At 60.1% G+C, this 16446-nt stretch carries 17 protein-coding genes and 1 pseudogene; 11 read left to right on the forward strand and 7 right to left on the reverse strand.

The features are described from left to right. The 3 genes from VFE81_RS14705 to dnaA all read right to left on the reverse strand — a co-directional run. A partial coding sequence (locus tag VFE81_RS14705) for a DNA gyrase subunit B (protein WP_325045296.1) occupies positions 1-2064 on the reverse strand: 2064 nt, incomplete at its 3' end. A 114-nt stretch (positions 2065-2178) separates the two neighbouring features. Continuing rightward, positions 2179-3282 (reverse strand): DNA polymerase III subunit beta, encoded by a 1104-nt coding sequence (dnaN, locus tag VFE81_RS14710; RefSeq protein WP_201085769.1) that lies wholly within the window; start codon positions 3280-3282, stop codon positions 2179-2181. Between the two features lie 219 nt (positions 3283-3501). Beyond that, positions 3502-5121 (reverse strand): chromosomal replication initiator protein DnaA, encoded by a 1620-nt coding sequence (gene dnaA / locus VFE81_RS14715; RefSeq protein WP_325045297.1) that lies wholly within the window; start codon positions 5119-5121, stop codon positions 3502-3504. 395 nt (positions 5122-5516) lie between these two features. On the opposite strand from dnaA, the gene rpmH reads away from it, so the two are divergent. From rpmH to yidC, 4 genes are all read left to right on the forward strand, one after another. Beyond that, positions 5517-5651 carry a 50S ribosomal protein L34 gene (rpmH, locus tag VFE81_RS14720; protein ID WP_004198824.1) on the forward strand — a complete coding sequence of 45 codons (135 nt, stop codon included), beginning with the start codon at positions 5517-5519 and terminating at the stop codon, positions 5649-5651. A gap of 31 nt (positions 5652-5682) precedes the next feature. Next, positions 5683-6162: a ribonuclease P protein component gene (gene rnpA, locus VFE81_RS14725; protein ID WP_325045307.1), complete on the forward strand. Its 480-nt coding sequence runs from the start codon at positions 5683-5685 to the stop codon at positions 6160-6162. Positions 6163-6268: 106 nt separating this feature from the next. Then, positions 6269-6499, forward strand: a complete 231-nt coding sequence (yidD, locus tag VFE81_RS14730; protein ID WP_006050604.1) for a membrane protein insertion efficiency factor YidD — start codon at positions 6269-6271, stop codon at positions 6497-6499. Between the two features lie 30 nt (positions 6500-6529). After that, positions 6530-8188 (forward strand): membrane protein insertase YidC, encoded by a 1659-nt coding sequence (yidC, locus tag VFE81_RS14735; RefSeq protein WP_325045298.1) that lies wholly within the window; start codon positions 6530-6532, stop codon positions 8186-8188. 114 nt (positions 8189-8302) lie between these two features. On the opposite strand, the gene VFE81_RS14740 is transcribed toward yidC, so the two are convergent. Continuing rightward, positions 8303-8758 carry an XRE family transcriptional regulator gene (locus VFE81_RS14740; RefSeq protein ID WP_325045299.1) on the reverse strand — a complete coding sequence of 152 codons (456 nt, stop codon included), beginning with the start codon at positions 8756-8758 and terminating at the stop codon, positions 8303-8305. Positions 8759-9103: 345 nt separating this feature from the next. On the opposite strand from VFE81_RS14740, the gene mnmE reads away from it, so the two are divergent. The 3 genes from mnmE to VFE81_RS14755 all read left to right on the forward strand — a co-directional run bounded on the left by mnmE (position 9104) and on the right by VFE81_RS14755 (position 12341). Further along, positions 9104-10498, forward strand: coding sequence for a tRNA uridine-5-carboxymethylaminomethyl(34) synthesis GTPase MnmE (gene mnmE / locus VFE81_RS14745; protein WP_325045300.1), 1395 nt, complete (start codon positions 9104-9106; stop codon positions 10496-10498). Between the two features lie 175 nt (positions 10499-10673). Then, positions 10674-11885, forward strand: a complete 1212-nt coding sequence (locus VFE81_RS14750; protein WP_325045308.1) for a tyrosine-type recombinase/integrase — start codon at positions 10674-10676, stop codon at positions 11883-11885. A 294-nt stretch (positions 11886-12179) separates the two neighbouring features. Continuing rightward, positions 12180-12341 carry a hypothetical protein gene (locus tag VFE81_RS14755; RefSeq protein ID WP_325045301.1) on the forward strand — a complete coding sequence of 54 codons (162 nt, stop codon included), beginning with the start codon at positions 12180-12182 and terminating at the stop codon, positions 12339-12341. 106 nt (positions 12342-12447) lie between these two features. On the opposite strand, the gene VFE81_RS14760 is transcribed toward VFE81_RS14755, so the two are convergent. Continuing rightward, the gene (locus VFE81_RS14760; protein ID WP_325045302.1) at positions 12448-12789 is read right to left on the reverse strand and encodes an ecotin precursor; all 342 of its coding nucleotides are present in this window, start codon (positions 12787-12789) and stop codon (positions 12448-12450) included. 121 nt (positions 12790-12910) lie between these two features. Between VFE81_RS14760 and VFE81_RS14765 the strand changes: the two are divergent. Together VFE81_RS14765 and VFE81_RS14770 are read left to right on the forward strand one after the other, a co-directional pair. Then, positions 12911-13292 (forward strand): annotated as a pseudogene (locus tag VFE81_RS14765) (CheR family methyltransferase). Between the two features lie 69 nt (positions 13293-13361). Further along, positions 13362-13787, forward strand: a complete 426-nt coding sequence (locus VFE81_RS14770) for an HIT family protein (protein WP_325045303.1) — start codon at positions 13362-13364, stop codon at positions 13785-13787. 235 nt (positions 13788-14022) lie between these two features. Here VFE81_RS14770 and VFE81_RS14775 read toward each other — a convergent pair whose 3' ends face one another. Further along, positions 14023-14232, reverse strand: a complete 210-nt coding sequence (locus VFE81_RS14775; RefSeq protein WP_414695595.1) for a hypothetical protein — start codon at positions 14230-14232, stop codon at positions 14023-14025. A gap of 246 nt (positions 14233-14478) precedes the next feature. Here VFE81_RS14775 and speG point away from each other — a divergent pair, with 246 nt between their 5' ends. After that, complete coding sequence (speG, locus tag VFE81_RS14780) at positions 14479-15021, forward strand: spermidine N1-acetyltransferase (protein ID WP_325045304.1); 543 nt, start codon at positions 14479-14481, stop codon at positions 15019-15021. Positions 15022-15466: 445 nt separating this feature from the next. Continuing rightward, positions 15467-15805 carry a surface attachment protein Sap1 gene (gene sap1, locus VFE81_RS14785; RefSeq protein WP_325045305.1) on the forward strand — a complete coding sequence of 113 codons (339 nt, stop codon included), beginning with the start codon at positions 15467-15469 and terminating at the stop codon, positions 15803-15805. Between the two features lie 253 nt (positions 15806-16058). On the opposite strand, the gene VFE81_RS14790 is transcribed toward sap1, so the two are convergent. Beyond that, on the reverse strand, positions 16059-16446 hold a 388-nt coding region (locus VFE81_RS14790), incomplete at its 5' end, for a dihydroxy-acid dehydratase (RefSeq protein ID WP_325045306.1).

Below are 16446 nucleotides of genomic sequence, written 5' to 3' on the forward strand. Positions count from 1 at the left end.
ATGCGTCCGCGAAACACGCAGTGACCGCAGCTCACGCACCGGGTCATACATCGTCGTCACCTTCACCTCAGGCTTCAACGGATCGTCCCGAAGCTTCGCCTCAAGCGTCTTCGCCGAGTTCTCAGCCGCTTGCTCAGAAGACAGATCGATCGCTACCCCATCCATCACCGCCTCAAGCGCGCCAGCGTCGTACAACCGGCTCAGCCGATCCACCACGCCTTGCGCCAGCAGATACGAACGCGCCAGCTCACCCAACGCATCGCCAGCGATCGGCGTCGCATTCTCGGAAGGCAACAGCTCCGACCCATTCAGCGCCAGCTTGAGCATGTGCGCGTTCAGCTCGGTCGCATCCTTCAGATACCGCTCGTCTTTACCCGCCTTGATCTTGTACAGCGGCGGCTGGGCGATATAAATAAACCCGCGCTCGATCATGTCCGGCATCTGACGATAGAAGAACGTCAGCAGCAGCGTCCGGATGTGCGCGCCGTCCACGTCAGCATCGGTCATGATGATGATGCGGTGATAACGCAGCTTGTCGAGGTTGTAGTCGTCCTTGCCGATCCCGCAACCCAACGCCGTAATCAGCGTCACAAGCTGTTCCGAAGAAAGCAGCTTGTCATAGCGCGCCTTCTCCACGTTCAGCACCTTGCCGCGCAGCGGCAAGATCGCCTGAAACTTCCGGTCACGCCCCTGCTTCGCCGAGCCGCCTGCGGAGTCGCCCTCGACGATATAAATTTCGGACTTCGCCGGGTCTTTCTCCTGGCAATCCGCCAGCTTCCCAGGCAAGCCGACGCCGTCGAGCAAGCCCTTGCGACGCGTCATCTCACGCGCCTTGCGCGCCGCATCCCGTGCCCGTGCCGCGTCAACGATCTTGCCGCAAATGATCTTCGCGTCGTTCGGCGTTTCCAGCAGGAATTCTTCGAGCGCCTTCGCGACCACATCTTCCACCGGCGCGCGCACTTCCGACGACACCAGCTTGTCCTTGGTCTGCGCGCTGAACTTCGGCTCCGGCACCTTCACCGACAGCACGCACGAGAGCCCTTCACGCATATCGTCGCCGGCCGTCTCGACCTTCGCTTTCTTCGCGACTTCGTGATCCACGATGTACTTGTTCAACACGCGCGTCATCGCCGCACGCAAACCGGTCAGGTGCGAGCCGCCGTCGCGCTGCGGAATGTTGTTCGTGAAGCACAGCACGTTTTCGTTGTAGCTGTCGTTCCACTGCATCGCGACTTCAACACCAATGCCGTCCTTCTCGCCGCTGATGTGGAAAATGTTCGGGTGCAGCACGGCCTTGTTCTTGTTGATGTACTCAACAAAACCCTTCACGCCGCCCACAAACGCGAAATCTTCTTCCTTGCCCGAGCGCAGATCGCTCAAGCGAATCCGCACGCCGTTATTCAGGAACGACAGTTCGCGAATCCGCTTGGCCAGAATGTCGTAGTGATATTCGACATTGCCGAAGATCGTCTCGTCGGCCATGAAGTGCACTTCGGTACCGCGGTTTTCCGTGTCGCCCAATACCTGGATCGGCGACACAGCCACGCCGTCGATCTCTTCGATGATGCGGTTCTGCGGCACGCCACGGTGGAATTCCATGAAGTGCTTTTTGCCGTCACGACGCACCACCAGGCGCAGCCACGCCGACAGCGCGTTCACGCACGACACGCCCACGCCGTGCAGGCCGCCGGACACCTTGTAGCTGTTCTGGTCGAACTTGCCGCCTGCATGCAACTCGGTCATCACGATCTCAGCGGCACTGCGCTTCGGATCGTGCTTGTCGTCCATCTTGAGACCGGTCGGCACACCGCGGCCGTTGTCGGTGATCGAAATCGAGTTGTCCGCGTGGATGGTGACCTGGATGTCGTTACAGTACCCGGCCAACGCTTCGTCGATCGAGTTGTCCAGCACTTCGAACACGAGGTGATGCAGGCCGGTGCCGTCCGATGTATCGCCGATATACATCCCGGGCCGCTTGCGTACAGCCTCCAGACCTTCAAGGATCTGAATGGACGAGGCGCCATAGCCGCTGTTATCGGGTCGCGAATTGTTCGTTTCAGTCATGGATTTTTTCCGGTTCTGCGTTGCTGCTGGGTTGCTGCTCGGGACTTTTCAAAACACCATAAAAACGCCAAAGGGGCACTGCGCCCCTTGGTGTGTTCTTTGGTTTTGGACGCGTTAGATGCGCATCGGCATCACGACGTATTTGAATTCGTCGTTCTCGGGAATCGTGATCAACGCGCTGGAGCTGGCGTCGCCAAGGCTCACTTGCAACATGTCGACCTTCAGGTTCGCGAGCACGTCGAGCAGATACGTGACGTTGAACCCGATATCGACGCTGTCGCCGTCGTACGCGATTTCCAGTTCTTCCTGCGCCTCTTCCTGATCGGCGTTGGTCGACATGATCTTCAACTGGCCCGGCTCGATAATGCAGCGCACGCCCTTGAATTTGTCCGACGTCAGAATCGCGGCCCGTTGCAGCGAGCGCTGCAGTTCTTCGCGGCCGATCAAGAACTGATTCTTGTGCGACTTCGGAATCACGCGCTGGAAGTCGGGGAATTTGCCTTCCACCAGCTTCGACACCAGTTCGACCTGACCGAATGTGAACTTCACCTGCGTCGCGGCGATGTCGATCTTCAGCGTGTCGTCGATGTCTTCCAGCAGACGCTGCAATTCGAGAATCGTCTTGCGCGGAATGATGACTTCCTGGCGCGCGAACGAGCCTTCAATCTTCATCGACGAGAACGCGAGGCGGTGGCCGTCTGTTGCGACTGCCATCAGCTGGTCGCCGTCTACTACCAGCAGCATGCCGTTCAGGTAGTAGCGAATGTCCTGCTGGGCCATCGAAAAATGGACCATGCCGAGCAACTGGCGGAACGTTTTCTGGGGAACCACCAGGTTCGCGCCGTAGTCTTTAGCTTGAGCGACGGTCGGGAACTCGTCGGCCGCCAGCGTTTGCAGCGCAAAGCGGCTCTTGCCGGATTGCACGGTCAAACGCTTGTCGTTCAAGGTCAGCGTAACTTGCCCGTCGGGCATGGCGCGCAGAATGTCGAGGAGCTTTCTTGCTGCCACCGTGGTCGCGACCGAATCGCCGCCCACGCCGAAATCGGCACGCGTGGTGATCTGCAACTCGAGGTCGGTGGAAAGGAACGACACTTCAGGGCCGTTCTTGGTAATCAGCAAATTGGCGAGGATCGGCAACGTATGGCGGCGTTCGACGATGCCGCTCACGGTTTGCAGCGGCCTGAGGAGGTTATCGCGTTCGGTCTTGACCAGTTGCATAGAGTTCCTTCGTTGATATAACGGCCTGCGCGCCTGACTTGCCAGCCTTACAGCGCGCAGCCGCGGCTCCCCGCCGGCGTCACGCAGCGCCTGTCACGGCGTGAATTCCGCCCGCGGCCGCCGGGCGGTTAAACCTGTATTGTGCCTGAAAACGGGACCGCTCCACTAAAATGGGGGCGAGTTCCGAAATAAACAGGTCGAATTTCCCATCCAACCTGCTTAACCTTTCAGCGTTTGCTCCAGAACGTGTAGTTCGTGGTTCAGCTGCGCGTCCGTGCCGCGCTCGGCGGCAATCTTGCGCACCGCGTGCAGCACGGTGGTGTGGTCGCGCCCGCCGAACAACTCGCCGATTTCCGGCAAACTTTTCTGCGTCAGCTCCTTCGCCAGATACATCGCGATCTGCCGCGGCCGCGCGATGTTCGCTGGACGCTTTTTCGAATACATATCCGCGACCTTGATGCTGTAGAAGTCAGCCGTGGTCTTCTGGATGTTTTCCACCGAAATCTGCCGGTTTTGTACCGTCAGCAGGTCTTTCAGCGCTTCTTTCGTCACTTCAATCGTGATTTCGCGGCCGTGGAACTTCGAATACGCGAGGATCTTGCGCAGCGCGCCTTCGAGCTCACGCACGTTCGAACGCAGGTGCTTGGCAACGAAGAACGCGACGTCTTCGTTCAGGCTCACGAACTCGGACTGCGCCTTGCGCATCAGAATCGCGACGCGCATCTCCAGCTCGGGCGGTTCGATCGCTACCGTCAGGCCGGAGTCGAAGCGCGAGATCAGGCGGTCGTCGATGCCGGAGATTTCCTTCGGATACGTGTCGCTGGTGATGATCACCTGCGCCTTGTTCGCGACCAGCGCCTCGAACGCGTAGAAGAATTCTTCCTGTGTACGGGACTTGCCGGAGAAGAACTGAATATCGTCGATCAGCAGCAGGTCGAGCGAGTGGTAGTAACGCTTGAAGTCGTCGAACGCCTTGCGCTGGTAGGCCTTCACCACGTCGGACACATATTGTTCCGCGTGGATGTAGCGAATCCGCGCCCCGGCCTTGTCCATCAGAAGCTGGTTGCCGATCGCGTGAATCAGGTGAGTCTTGCCCAGGCCCACGCCGCCATATAGAAACAGCGGGTTGTACGAGATGCCGGGGTTGTCCGCGACCTGAATTGCCGCGGCGCGCGCCAACTGATTGGCCTTACCGGTCACGAAGTTGTCGAAGGTCAGAACGGGGTTGAGCTTCGAGCGCTCGTACATCGAGTCGTTCTCGCCGTTGCCGTTCGAGCTGGCGCTTTGGCCTGGGCGCCACGTGCGGCGGGCGGCCGCGGCTTCGTTCGCGTCGAGGCTGGGCAGATCGAGATCGGCGGCATCTTCGGCGGCCGCGCGTGCTGCGTTCGCGTTGAGGTTTGCCATCGCGTTGTTCGCACTGTTCGTGCCACTGGCGCGCGCGGCATGTGCCGATTGCACGGCGCCGACGGCCGCGTCCACGGCGGCACCGCCGCCGTTTGAACCAGAAGACGAATGGCCTGCGCCAATCGAACCAGGCGCGGAAGACGGACGCGACGGAGCCGACGACGCTGCCGCAGGGGCGCGCATGCCGGCTTTCGGGTCCAACACAAATTGCACATCGACCGGCGTTTGCCAGAAATCGCGGGCCATATCCGCGATGCGGCCGGAGAACTGGCTCTTGACCCAGTCGAGCTTGAAGCGGTTCGGCGCAGCAATGCTAAGCGTGTTCGCAGCGGCGTCGAAGGCGACCGGGGCCAACGGTTTGATCCACGTCACGTACTGCTGGGGCGTAAGCTCGCGCTCCAGCAATGCGGAACAGTGTTGCCAGAAATCGTTCATCGAGTTGCTGTCGTTATGGTATGCACGGCGGTTCGCCGCTGCCCCTGTCGCGCATACGCAACAAGGCCCTGAGCAGCCAGGCCGAACCAGGCGTAATGGCTCCAGGCGCTTGTGCCACAAGGGTTTGCGGGGCAAGCGAGCCGGAGCGGCGTGCAGGATTTTTGGGAAGTAAGGCGAGATTCTAACGCCAAAACGTCGGCGAAAGGGAGTTATCCACAGGGACGGATCATCCGACGAAGCTTCTCCAGCCTGGCGCCGAACCAGGCTAAACTATTGACGGCCAAAAGAAAACCGGTTTAAATAGCGGGTTCCGCGAAAACCAATTCTGCACAACCTCCGGCCATTGCGCTTTCAGCGATGATCGCGCGGTTATTTTTCGATCAAGTGAGAGCAACATGAAACGTACTTACCAACCTTCCGTTACCCGCCGCAAGCGCACCCACGGCTTCCGCGTTCGCATGAAGACCGCAGGTGGCCGTAAGGTCATCAACGCACGTCGCGCGAAGGGCCGCAAGCGCCTCGCCATCTAAGGCAGCGAGCGGATTGCGCGCTCCGTCAGTGATAAGCGAAGCCCGCGGCGAAGCGGGAGCGGCTGGGGCGCCGCAACTGGGCTCGAGTCCGTTGCGAGCGCAAGCCGCCTTCCCCAAAGCCGCAAGGCTACTGAAAACGGATGAATTTTCATCCGTTTTTCGTTTGCGCCCGTGGCGCCGCACCGCGCACTTCGTGGTGTACGGCCGGCCCACTGGTAATGACGCTCGCCTGGGTCTCGTGATCGGCAAGAAATATGCGCCGCGCGCGGCCACGCGTAATCTGGTACGTCGACTCGCGCGTGAAGCCTTCCGGCTGCGTCGCGCGGAATTCGGCGGTTGGGATGTGCTGCTGCGTTTGCACACGCGCTTCGACAAGAAGGCTTTGCCGAGCGCCTCGTCGCCCCCGTTGAGGGCGCTGTGCCGCAGCGAGATAGAGGCGCTGCTCGATAAGGCAGCGCGCGAAATTGTCCGTCGCGAGGCGCCGCCCGCGGAAGCGCCCAAGACGGAATGACGCTCAAGTGACCGCCCGCTTCGCGGTACAAGCTGCTCTGGCAGCCATGCTGCGCGGGCGTCGCCCGGTACTCCACGTTGCGCGGCGCCGTCCGGCCGCACCAGCCATGCAAACGGTACTCATCGCTTTACTGCGTTTCTACAAGCTTGCTGTGAGCCCCATGCTCGGCAACCGGTGCCGTTTTTACCCTTCCTGCTCTGATTACGCGCGCGAAGCAATCCAGTATCATGGCGCCGCGCGCGGGACTTATCTCGCCGCCAGGCGTATTTGCCGCTGCCACCCGTTTTCCGCGGGCGGCATCGATCTCGTCCCGCCTCCCACTTCTGAAAAGCGCTGACGCGCCGTTCCATCGACACTGAGACAACGCATGGATATCAAACGCACCGTCCTATGGGTCATCTTTTTCATGTCAGCGGTCATGCTGTTCGACAACTGGCAACGCGACCACGGACGCCCGTCGATGTTCTTCCCGAGCGCCAACCCGACCAAGACCGTCGGTAGCGCCGCACCGGGAACCACGACGCCGGGAACCCAGCCCGCCGATTTGCCGGCCACTAACGCAGCAGCGCCGGGCAACGCGCCGGCCGCGGCGCAAGGCCAACTGGTCAAGTTCAGCACCGACGTCTACAACGGTGAGATCGACACTCGCGGCGGCACGCTGTCGAAGCTGTCGCTCGTCAAGCAAGGCGACGGCAAGCAGCCGGATCTGGTCATCACGCTGTTCGACCGCACCGCAAACCACACGTACGTGGCGCGCACGGGTCTGCTCGGCGGCGATTTCCCGAACCATAACGACATCTACACGCCGGTGCCGAACCAGCCGACCGAACTGACGGGCGACGCCAAATCGTTCAAGCTCAGCTTCGAGTCGCCGGTCAAGGGTGGTGTGAAGGTCATCAAGACCTACACGTTCACGCGCGGCAGCTATGTGATCGGTGTCGACACGAAGATCGAGAACGTCGGTACCGCACCGGTCACGCCGTCGGTCTATATGGAACTGGTGCGCGACGACACGCCGGTGGAAACGCCGCGCTTCTCGCACACGTTCATCGGACCGGCTGTCTACACCGACCAGCACCACTTCCAGAAGATGACGTTCAGCGACATCGACAAGAACAAGGAAGACTTCGTCAAATCGGCCGACAACGGCTGGGTCGCGATGGTGCAGCATTACTTCGCGTCGGCATGGATTCCGCAGCAGGGTGTGAAGCGCGACATCTACGTCGAGAAGATCGATCCGGCGCTGTATCGCGTCGGCGTGAAGGAACCGGTGCCGACCATCGCCCCGGGTCAATCGGCTGACGTCTCGGCACGCCTGTTCGCCGGTCCGGAAGAAGAGCGCATGCTCGAAGGCATCGCGCCGGGTCTGGAACTGGTGAAGGACTATGGCTGGGTCACGATCATCGCCAAGCCGCTGTTCTGGCTGCTCGAGAAGATCCACAGCTATGTCGGCAACTGGGGCTGGTCGATCGTGCTGCTCACGCTGCTGATCAAGGCCGTGTTCTTCCCGCTGTCGGCAGCGAGCTACAAGTCGATGGCGCGCATGAAGGCGATCACGCCGCGTATGACGGCGCTGCGTGAGCGCTTCAAGGGCGATCCGCAGAAGATGAACTCGGCGCTGATGGAGCTGTACAAAACCGAGAAGGTCAATCCGTTCGGCGGCTGTCTGCCGGTCGTGATTCAGATTCCGGTGTTCATCTCGCTGTACTGGGTGCTGCTGTCGTCGGTTGAAATGCGCGGCGCACCGTGGATTCTCTGGATTCACGATCTGTCGCAACAGGATCCGTTCTTCATCCTGCCGGTGCTGATGGCCGTCTCGATGTTCCTGCAGACCAAGCTGAACCCGACGCCGCCGGACCCGGTTCAAGCCAAGATGATGATGTTCATGCCGATCGCGTTCTCGGTCATGTTCTTCTTCTTCCCGGCCGGTCTGGTCCTGTACTACGTGGTGAACAACGTGCTGTCGATCGCCCAGCAGTACTACATCACGCGGATGATGGGTCAGACGAAGGCGAAAGCAGCCTGATTGATGTCTTCCAGAAGCGGTCGGTGGTAGCGCCCGCTGGCTGACAGGCAGAAGTAGAAGCTAGCCGTAAAAAAAGCCGCCCGGTTTGCGCCGGGCGGCTTTTTATTGGTCGGCCTACTGGCCCTTCTGGTTTGATGAGTCTTCAGGCGCGGCGCCGGTTTCCTGTTGCGTGCCGCCGTCAAATTCAGTGATCAGTTCTTCCACCAGATTGCGCTGCTTGGGCGACAAACCCACGAAGCGGTTAGCCATCTTCGTAACCAATTCGATTGTTTCTGGCGTCATCGGATATTTCTCGCCACGGCCAAGCGGTTTGGCCTTGCCGGATGGCGTCGGCCCGTAATGCAGCCAGTGAACATCCTTTTGCAGCCATGTGGCTAAAACCTGCAACTTATCGCGCTTTGGAATCGTCGTACCAGCGAGCCATTTGTGCGCGGTTTGTGGCGAGACAGCGGGACCACCCCTATAGAGCAGATTGAATTCCCTGGCTAAATCGGTCCCACCCTTAATGTCTTTGGGGAGTGAGTCTTTCAGCCGTTTGGCGAAAGCTGCTTTTTCTTTGGAGGTCGGCATGGGCCCGATTGTGCAATTCGGCGCATAATCAGTGGACAACCACTTGCGCTATTTTATTGCTCAAATAAGCTATTTTTAGCTCGAAATCGCCACCTAATAGCGTGTTTCACGATTTCGTCGAATACCGTCTTTTCCTTATACAGCGTGCGTTTTAGGCATTCTGACGCGTCCATCTGTCGCAAAGGCGTCTTAAGCTATCTTAGCTTGTGTGAGATAAATCTCTGTTTGTCGTATGAAAATCACGCCAAGTTAGGAATCGGGCCTTGGTCCAGCGCCAGAGGGCCCGCGATACAATGCCCGGCGCCCGCTCCCGCGCATTCAATTCCTTCTGACAGCCTCGCTCCCATGCTCGCCACCGATTCCGATCCGATCGTCGCCATTGCCACCGCCCCCGGCCGAGGCGGAATCGGGGTCGTGCGGATTTCGTTCGGCCGTGCCGGGGAAGCCGCCGCGCAGCCGCTGATGCAAGCGCTCACCGGCCAGGCACTCGCGCCGCGTCACGCGAGCTACGTACCCTTCCTAGACGACAGCGGCAACGCGCTCGATCGCGGCATCGCACTGTACTTTCCCGCGCCGCACTCCTACACCGGCGAGCATATCCTCGAATTGCAAGGCCACGGCGGTCCAGTCGTGCTGCAACTGGTACTGCAGCGTTGCATCGACGCCGGTCGTGCATTCGGTCTGCGTCTGGCCGAGCCGGGCGAATTCACGCGGCGCGCGTTTCTCAACGACAAGCTGGATCTGGCGCAAGCGGAAGCCGTCGCCGATCTGATCGAGGCCAGCACCGAGGCCGCCGCGCGCTCGGCGGGACGCTCGCTCGACGGCGCATTTTCGCGCGACATCCACGCGTTGGTCGAGGAGGTCATCACGCTGCGGATGCTGGTCGAAGCAACGCTCGATTTCCCGGAAGAAGAAATCGACTTTCTCGAAGCTGCCGACGCCCGCGGCAAGCTCACGCGGATTCGCGAGCGCCTTGCACACGTGCTGAGCGAAGCGCGCCAAGGGGCGCTGTTGCGCGAGGGTTTGTCGGTGGTGCTCGCGGGACAGCCGAACGTCGGCAAGTCGTCGCTGCTGAACGCGCTCGCCGGCGCGGAGTTGGCCATCGTCACGCCGATCGCCGGCACGACGCGCGATAAGGTCGCGCAGACTATCCAGATCGAAGGCATTCCGCTGCATGTGATCGACACAGCCGGCCTGCGCGATACCGAAGACGAGGTGGAGAAGATCGGCATTGCGCGCACGTGGAGCGAGATCGAACGCGCGGACGTCGTGCTGCATCTGCTCGATGCGCGAACCGGCATGAACGCCGAGGACGAAACGATCGCTGCTCGTTTCCCGAGCGGCGTGCCGGTGGTGCGCGTGCTGAACAAGACGGATCTGACCGGGCGCGCGCCGACCGTGACGCCGCTGGACGCGGATCTCGATCTCAGCGAAGTGCGGCTGTCGGCGAAACAGGGCGATGGCGTCGCGTTGTTGCGCGAGGAGTTGCTGCGAATCGCCGGCTGGCAGGCGGGCGCGGAGAGCGTGTACCTCGCGCGCGAGCGCCATCTGATTGCGCTGCGCGCGGCTCAGGAGCATCTGGCGACGGCTGCCGCGCACGCCGATCAGAACGCCCAGGCGCTCGATCTGTTCGCCGAGGAACTGCGGCTCGCGCAGGACCAACTGAACTCGATTACCGGAGAATTCAGTTCGGACGACCTTCTCGGGGTGATTTTCAGCCGGTTTTGTATCGGCAAGTAAGACGAGTTGGTCATTTTCGCACCAATGTGTTATCTGGCATGTCTAAGCAGGCCATTCCGCGTAGTCTTCAGGACACGCGCCGAACACCATTTGTTGACCCAAATCCGCACATTTCTTTGGTACACAAAAGACAACCGGTTTAAAATCGCCGTTGTCCGTGTATCAACGATCCGCCATGCCAAAACTAGCAGCCCCCCTCACCGAAGTGCAGATCCGCGCGCTTGAACCTCGCGCCACCCGGTATTGCGTCGCAGACGGCAACGGCCTCGTCATCGAAATCATGACGACGGGCACCAAGGTCTGGCGCTTCCGCTATTCGCTGAACGGCAAGCGCCAGCCACTCGCCACAATCGGCGACTATCGGATGATTTCGCTGCGGGTCGCGCGTGCCAAAGCGCAGAAGTACACGGAGATGGTTGCGAGCGGCGTCTCCCCGGTGGCAACGGCGCGCCGCGACCGGGGAGCGGAGAGCAAGGCTGAGGTGCTGCGCGAGGGCGCGGAGCTCTATCTCTCGACGGAGATGGCCGGCAAGTCGAGCGAATATCAGCGCACCACGCGGCGCGCGCTCGAAAAAGACGTCCTCCCCGCCATCGGCGCCAAGCCGATCAAAGCCGTGACCGACGACGACATCCGCGCGATATGCGACCAGATCAAAAGCCGCGGCTCGCCGAAGATGGCGCTGCACACGCGTAACGCGGTCAAGCGGCTCTATGAGTACCTGATCGCCCGGCAACTCGCTGCGACCAACCCGGCAGCGCTCATCCCGGCCCGCTTCATCGCGACGCCGGACAGCCGCACCCGCGTGCTCGCTCCCGACGAAATAGGCGCCACGCTCCGGGCAATCTACGCATCGAACATTCGACGTCCACTGAAATTGGCTTTGCACCTGCTCGTGCTGACGATGGTGCGGAAATCGGACATCGTCGAGGCGGCCTGGTCCGAACTCAACCTCAGCGCAGCGCGATGGACGATCCCCGCCGCGCGGATGAACAAGGGCCGCGAGCATGTGGTGCATCTCTCGCATCAGGCGGTCGCCCTGCTTCGCGAGCTTCAGGACACGAAGACCAGTCGGAATTTCGTCTTCCCGAGCGTCAGGGGCGACGATCGTCCGATTGCGAAGAGCACACTCAATCAGGCCGTTAAATCGCTCGGACTCGACGTGGAGCATTTCGTCTTGCATGACTTTCGACGCACCGCCGCGACCCACTTACGCGAGATGGGACAGCCGCCCGAGGCGATTGAAAATGCGCGGGCGCATGCCGTCAAAGACACCGCAAACGCAGACAACCACGCTGAGCATGTTGCACAACGGCGTCGAAGCCTGCAACTGTGGGCGGATTTTGTCGACGCCCAGATCGAGAGCGGCCGCCAAGGCGTGATCGGCTAAATAAGGCGGATATAGCAGATGCGGCAAGTGCCAGACAGGTTGCCACGGCCCAGCCAACCCATCGACCAGCGGTGTGCTTGATGGTACACAGTTAGAGAAACGCGGGCCGCAAACATCTGTCTTTAAACAGAAAGACAAGCTCCTCACGAGGTTCTCAAACACACTGCAATCGCGCCCCGTCAGCCAATTCACGTCAATCCCGCCGCACTGCCAGCCAACCCATCAAAGCGCCCTTTCTTCCCGCCGTTCATCGCCTAAACTAAAGCATGATTGCCCGCCGAGGTGGAGGCTCCGATGTCTGAATCGTTAATGGCTTATTTGTTGGGACCTTTGGTGATGCTGCTGGTCGGCGCGGTGATCTGGGCTGCGTCCCACCCTCGTCATAAGACGGGGCCGGAGCGCCTCGAGCGCTGGCTCGACACGCACTATGCGGAGTGGCTGCATCACAAGCATTGAGGCACTGAGCGGGGTCACCCAACAAGAAAAGGCCGTCGCAATGATGCGACGGCCTTTTTCTCTGTTTCGCGCGAGCCCCGAAGCGGCGCGCGCCAGTGCATTCCGTTTACCAGCCCTGTTGCGGCTGCTGCGGATACCCATATTGTGCGGGCGGCGGTGCGCCGCACGCGACGTACGCACGCTGGTACTGGTCATAGCAGTATCCCGGCGGCGGTCCCGCGTACACGGGCGCCTGCTGATACACCGGTTGCGCATAAACCGGTTGCGCATAGACAGGCTGCTGGTAAGCGACCATAGGCGGAGGATTCAATGCGGACGTGACCACCGCGCCCAGCAAGGCACCGCCGATCAGCGCACCGACCACATCGCCGCCATTGCCGTGAGCTGACGCTTGACCCGCCACACTCAGGCTCCCGACCATCAACAACGTCATCGCAATCTTTTTCATGTTTGACTCCCGCCGTTCAGGCATGGAACAGATTGTGTGGGCTGCGTGCAGAAATAGATGCTGCAGTTGGTAACCGGGCATTACCGCCGATTGCTGGGACGCCGCGCAAACGTCGCCTTCGATGGTGCAAGCGTTGGTCGAAACGGTGGTGGTGCCGGAGACCTGGTTCTACCGCGACGCCGACGCGTTCAGGGCGCTCGAGCGTCTCGCGCACGAACGCCTCGACGAGCGTGGCACCGCGCTGCCGCTGCGGATTCTGAGCCTGCCCTGCTCGACCGACGAAGAGCCGTGCACGATTGCGATGACGCTGCTCGATGCCACGCACATGCGCATCGATGCGATGGATATCAGCGAGCGCGCCATGCTCGAAGCGGGCCGTCACTCGATGGAAGCCGTCGCTGCCGAAACCGGTTTTCATCGATACCGAACGGATGCGGCACGCCTTTCTGCGCGCGTTCGGCCAGCCGCCGCAAGCAATCAAACGCGCAGCGCGCGCGTTGTAACAGATGTAGTGGACAATATCGCCGACAGCACCTCCCCCTTGATACAGACAGCACCCTAGAGGACGCGAGATGAACTACGACGACAGCAATCCCTTCGCGAAGATTCTGCGCGGCGAACTACCTTGCATCAAAGTGGCGGAAAGCGACGCCGCGCTGGCCTTCATGGACCTGATGCCGCAAGCGGACGGTCACCTGCTGGTCGTGCCGAAGGAAGCGGCGGTTGAAATTTTCGAGTTGTCGGATGCCTCGACGGTGGCCTGCATGCGCATGACGCAGAAGCTCGCCATCGCCGTTCGCACGGCGCTGCGCCCTGACGGTGTGTTCATCGGACAGTTCAACGGCGCGGCGGCGGGACAAACGGTGCCGCACGTGCATTTTCACGTGATTCCGCGCTGGGAAGGACAGCCACTGCGCATGCATGCACGCGAAGTCGCCGATGCGGCCACGCTCGAAGCGCTGGCCAAGCGCATTCGCGACCACTGGCGCGCCCACTGACGCCGGGCGCGGACTAACTGGTCACGCCCCGTAATATGTGTAAAGTACGGTGAAATCAGCCGTACGCGTTGTACGGCTAGACTGGTGCCTGCCTTGTACCCACAAGGCATTGAGTGTGGATCTCTTTTCAGCCTGCCCGAAACGGCAGGCTTTTTTATTTGCGGGTTTAATTCGCGAACCGCCCTCGCCTCGCGTCACAGCGCTTGCCGCTCGCTCATGCGGCCGGCCAACCGGCTCAAAGCCGATGCCGCGAGCGGCGCAGCGGATGCCGCCAGTCGATACGATGCCGTTTCACCGGCACGGGATTCATCTCGTGCAAATGCCGGTGTTCTTGCCACAATTCGTCAGAGAAAAGAAACGCGACGATAAGCAGCGGGATGACCAGAAAGGCGCCTAATATCAAGTGCTCGATCACGGTAGCCTCCATCCAAGAGCCTGATTTCATTGTAGAGCACCCCATGTGCCCATACGTTGCCGAGCCCCTCACAAATTTGCGATAAGTGGCCTGCGACAACGCGACGCCCCACCCTCGCCGAACCCGCGTGGCGCCTCGCGCTTTGCAAAAACGCGCTGCGCCGGAGTCTGGCGTTGCAAGAACTCCCTGCGCCGAGTCCGGACTAACAGGAAACGCAAGCCTGAGACCTCACCCTGAGCTTGCATACTCAAATCAATAATTCTCAAGGGGAATCCAATGACTATCGAACGCAGCAGCGAACTGACCCTGCGACCGCTCGAGCGCACCGATCTGCGCTTTGTCCACGAAGTGAACAACAACGCAAAGATCATGCGTTACTGGTTCGAAGAGCCCTATGAAACGTTCTCCGAACTGACCCAACTGTACGACCAGCACGTGCACGATCTGCGCGAGCGCCGCTTCGTGGCGATCGACAACGACGGCCAAACGGTCGGCGTCGTCGAGTTGATCGAGCTGGACTATATCCACCGACGCGGCGAGTTTCAGATCATCATCGCGCCGCACGCGCAGGGCCGCGGCTACGCCACCGTCGCCACACTGCTCGCAATCGACTACGCGTTTTCGGTGCTGAACCTGCGCAAGGTCTACCTGATCGTCGACAAGTCGAATACCGCTGCCATTCACGTCTATGAAAAGTGCGGTTTCCGGCACGAAGCGGAGCTGATCGAAGAGTTTTTCGGCAATGGCCGCTATCACAATGCATTGCGCATGTGCATGTTCCAGTCCGAGTTCTTCGAGGGTAGTCAGCACGCCGAGTAACCCGCTGTCAGGTCGATCAGGGACGCCATGCTGCGTCGCCTGACACACCTGGCACCGTTTATCTTCAGTACGTACACCGTTATTTCGTGATTTTTGATTAGTCGGGTGAATGACTTTGTGTGCAATGCACCAAGTGCATTTGTTAATTGTATTAATTCACTTAATTGGTGCCTCTCGTTTACGCGAATACGTACCGCAAAGCTTTACTGGTTAAAGCGGTGCGCCCCACCCGTCTTTTAGTTATCCGTTGCAATCCTCCCTGTTTAAGCTACTGCTCAAGGTTTAAGCAGGTCCGAAAGGTGATGCGACAATTCGCCGCTGTTGCGACCGCACACAAGATGTGCTTGTCCTTCTCTCGCGTTCTCCTAAAGTGCAAGGTGCGGGTTCGACGTTAAAGTTAAATACATAGCTAACCTGAGTTATTCAACCCGCACCGGAGGAAAATATGAAAACGCGAATCGCCCTTGTTTTCGCCATTGCGGGTTTGGCTGCTGCTTCTGTCCAGGCACAAGATTCCATGGTCAAGCCGCAGCAAACCATTCAGTTCAAGGCCAACGCGTACGGTTGCCTGTCGAAGGATAAACTCGACGCCGCCGACCAGCATGCGCAAGCTGGTGAACAGCAAAAGATGCAGGAATTCTTCTCCGGATATCAGTGCGTTTCCGCGCCGGAAAACTCGAGTTTCCGAGTTGTACGCGTGGTCGGACACGATGTCGAATTCGTGAATGCTGCTAATAGTGATACGGAAGGCCTCTGGGCAAACGATCGATTTATCAAACAATAAGCTAAACGCCAACGCTCCGGCGAAACGCCGGAGTTTTTGACTGTCGCCATAAACCCTCTGACTTTAAAAGCCGAGGGCTGTGAACCTGCGAGTTATAAATCGGCTGGGCATTACGTGCCTGGCCGTTTTTATTTCTGCCCGCTTTTTCCAAACTGTGAAGCCCATAAAAAAGCCGATGCGGGATTTCGATCCGCATCGGCAATACGCCTTCTCGCAAAGCGCAGGGAGAAACGTTTAGCCGTTCAAACGGCGATCAATGCGAGTCGCGCGGTACCGCCGCGCCGCTCGATCCGACCAGGAAGTCGAGATCCGCGCCCTGATCCGCTTGCAGCACATGATCGACGTAAAGCTTGTAGTAGCCGCGTGTGGGCGGCGCAGGAGGCTGCCACGCGGCACGGCGACGCGCGAGTTCTTCGTCGGTGACATCCAGATGCAGACGGCGGGCGTCGACGTCGAGTTCGATCATGTCGCCGGTTTGCACGAACGCGAGCGGGCCGCCCGCAGCCGCTTCCGGCGATACATGCAGCACCACCGAGCCGTACGCCGTGCCGCTCATGCGCCCGTCGGAAATGCGCACCATGTCCGTGATGCCTTTTTGCAGCACCTTCTTCGGTAGCGGCATGTTGCCGACTTCCGCAAAG

The organism is Paraburkholderia sp. (assembly GCF_035656215.1).
Lineage (GTDB): Bacteria > Pseudomonadota > Gammaproteobacteria > Burkholderiales > Burkholderiaceae > Paraburkholderia.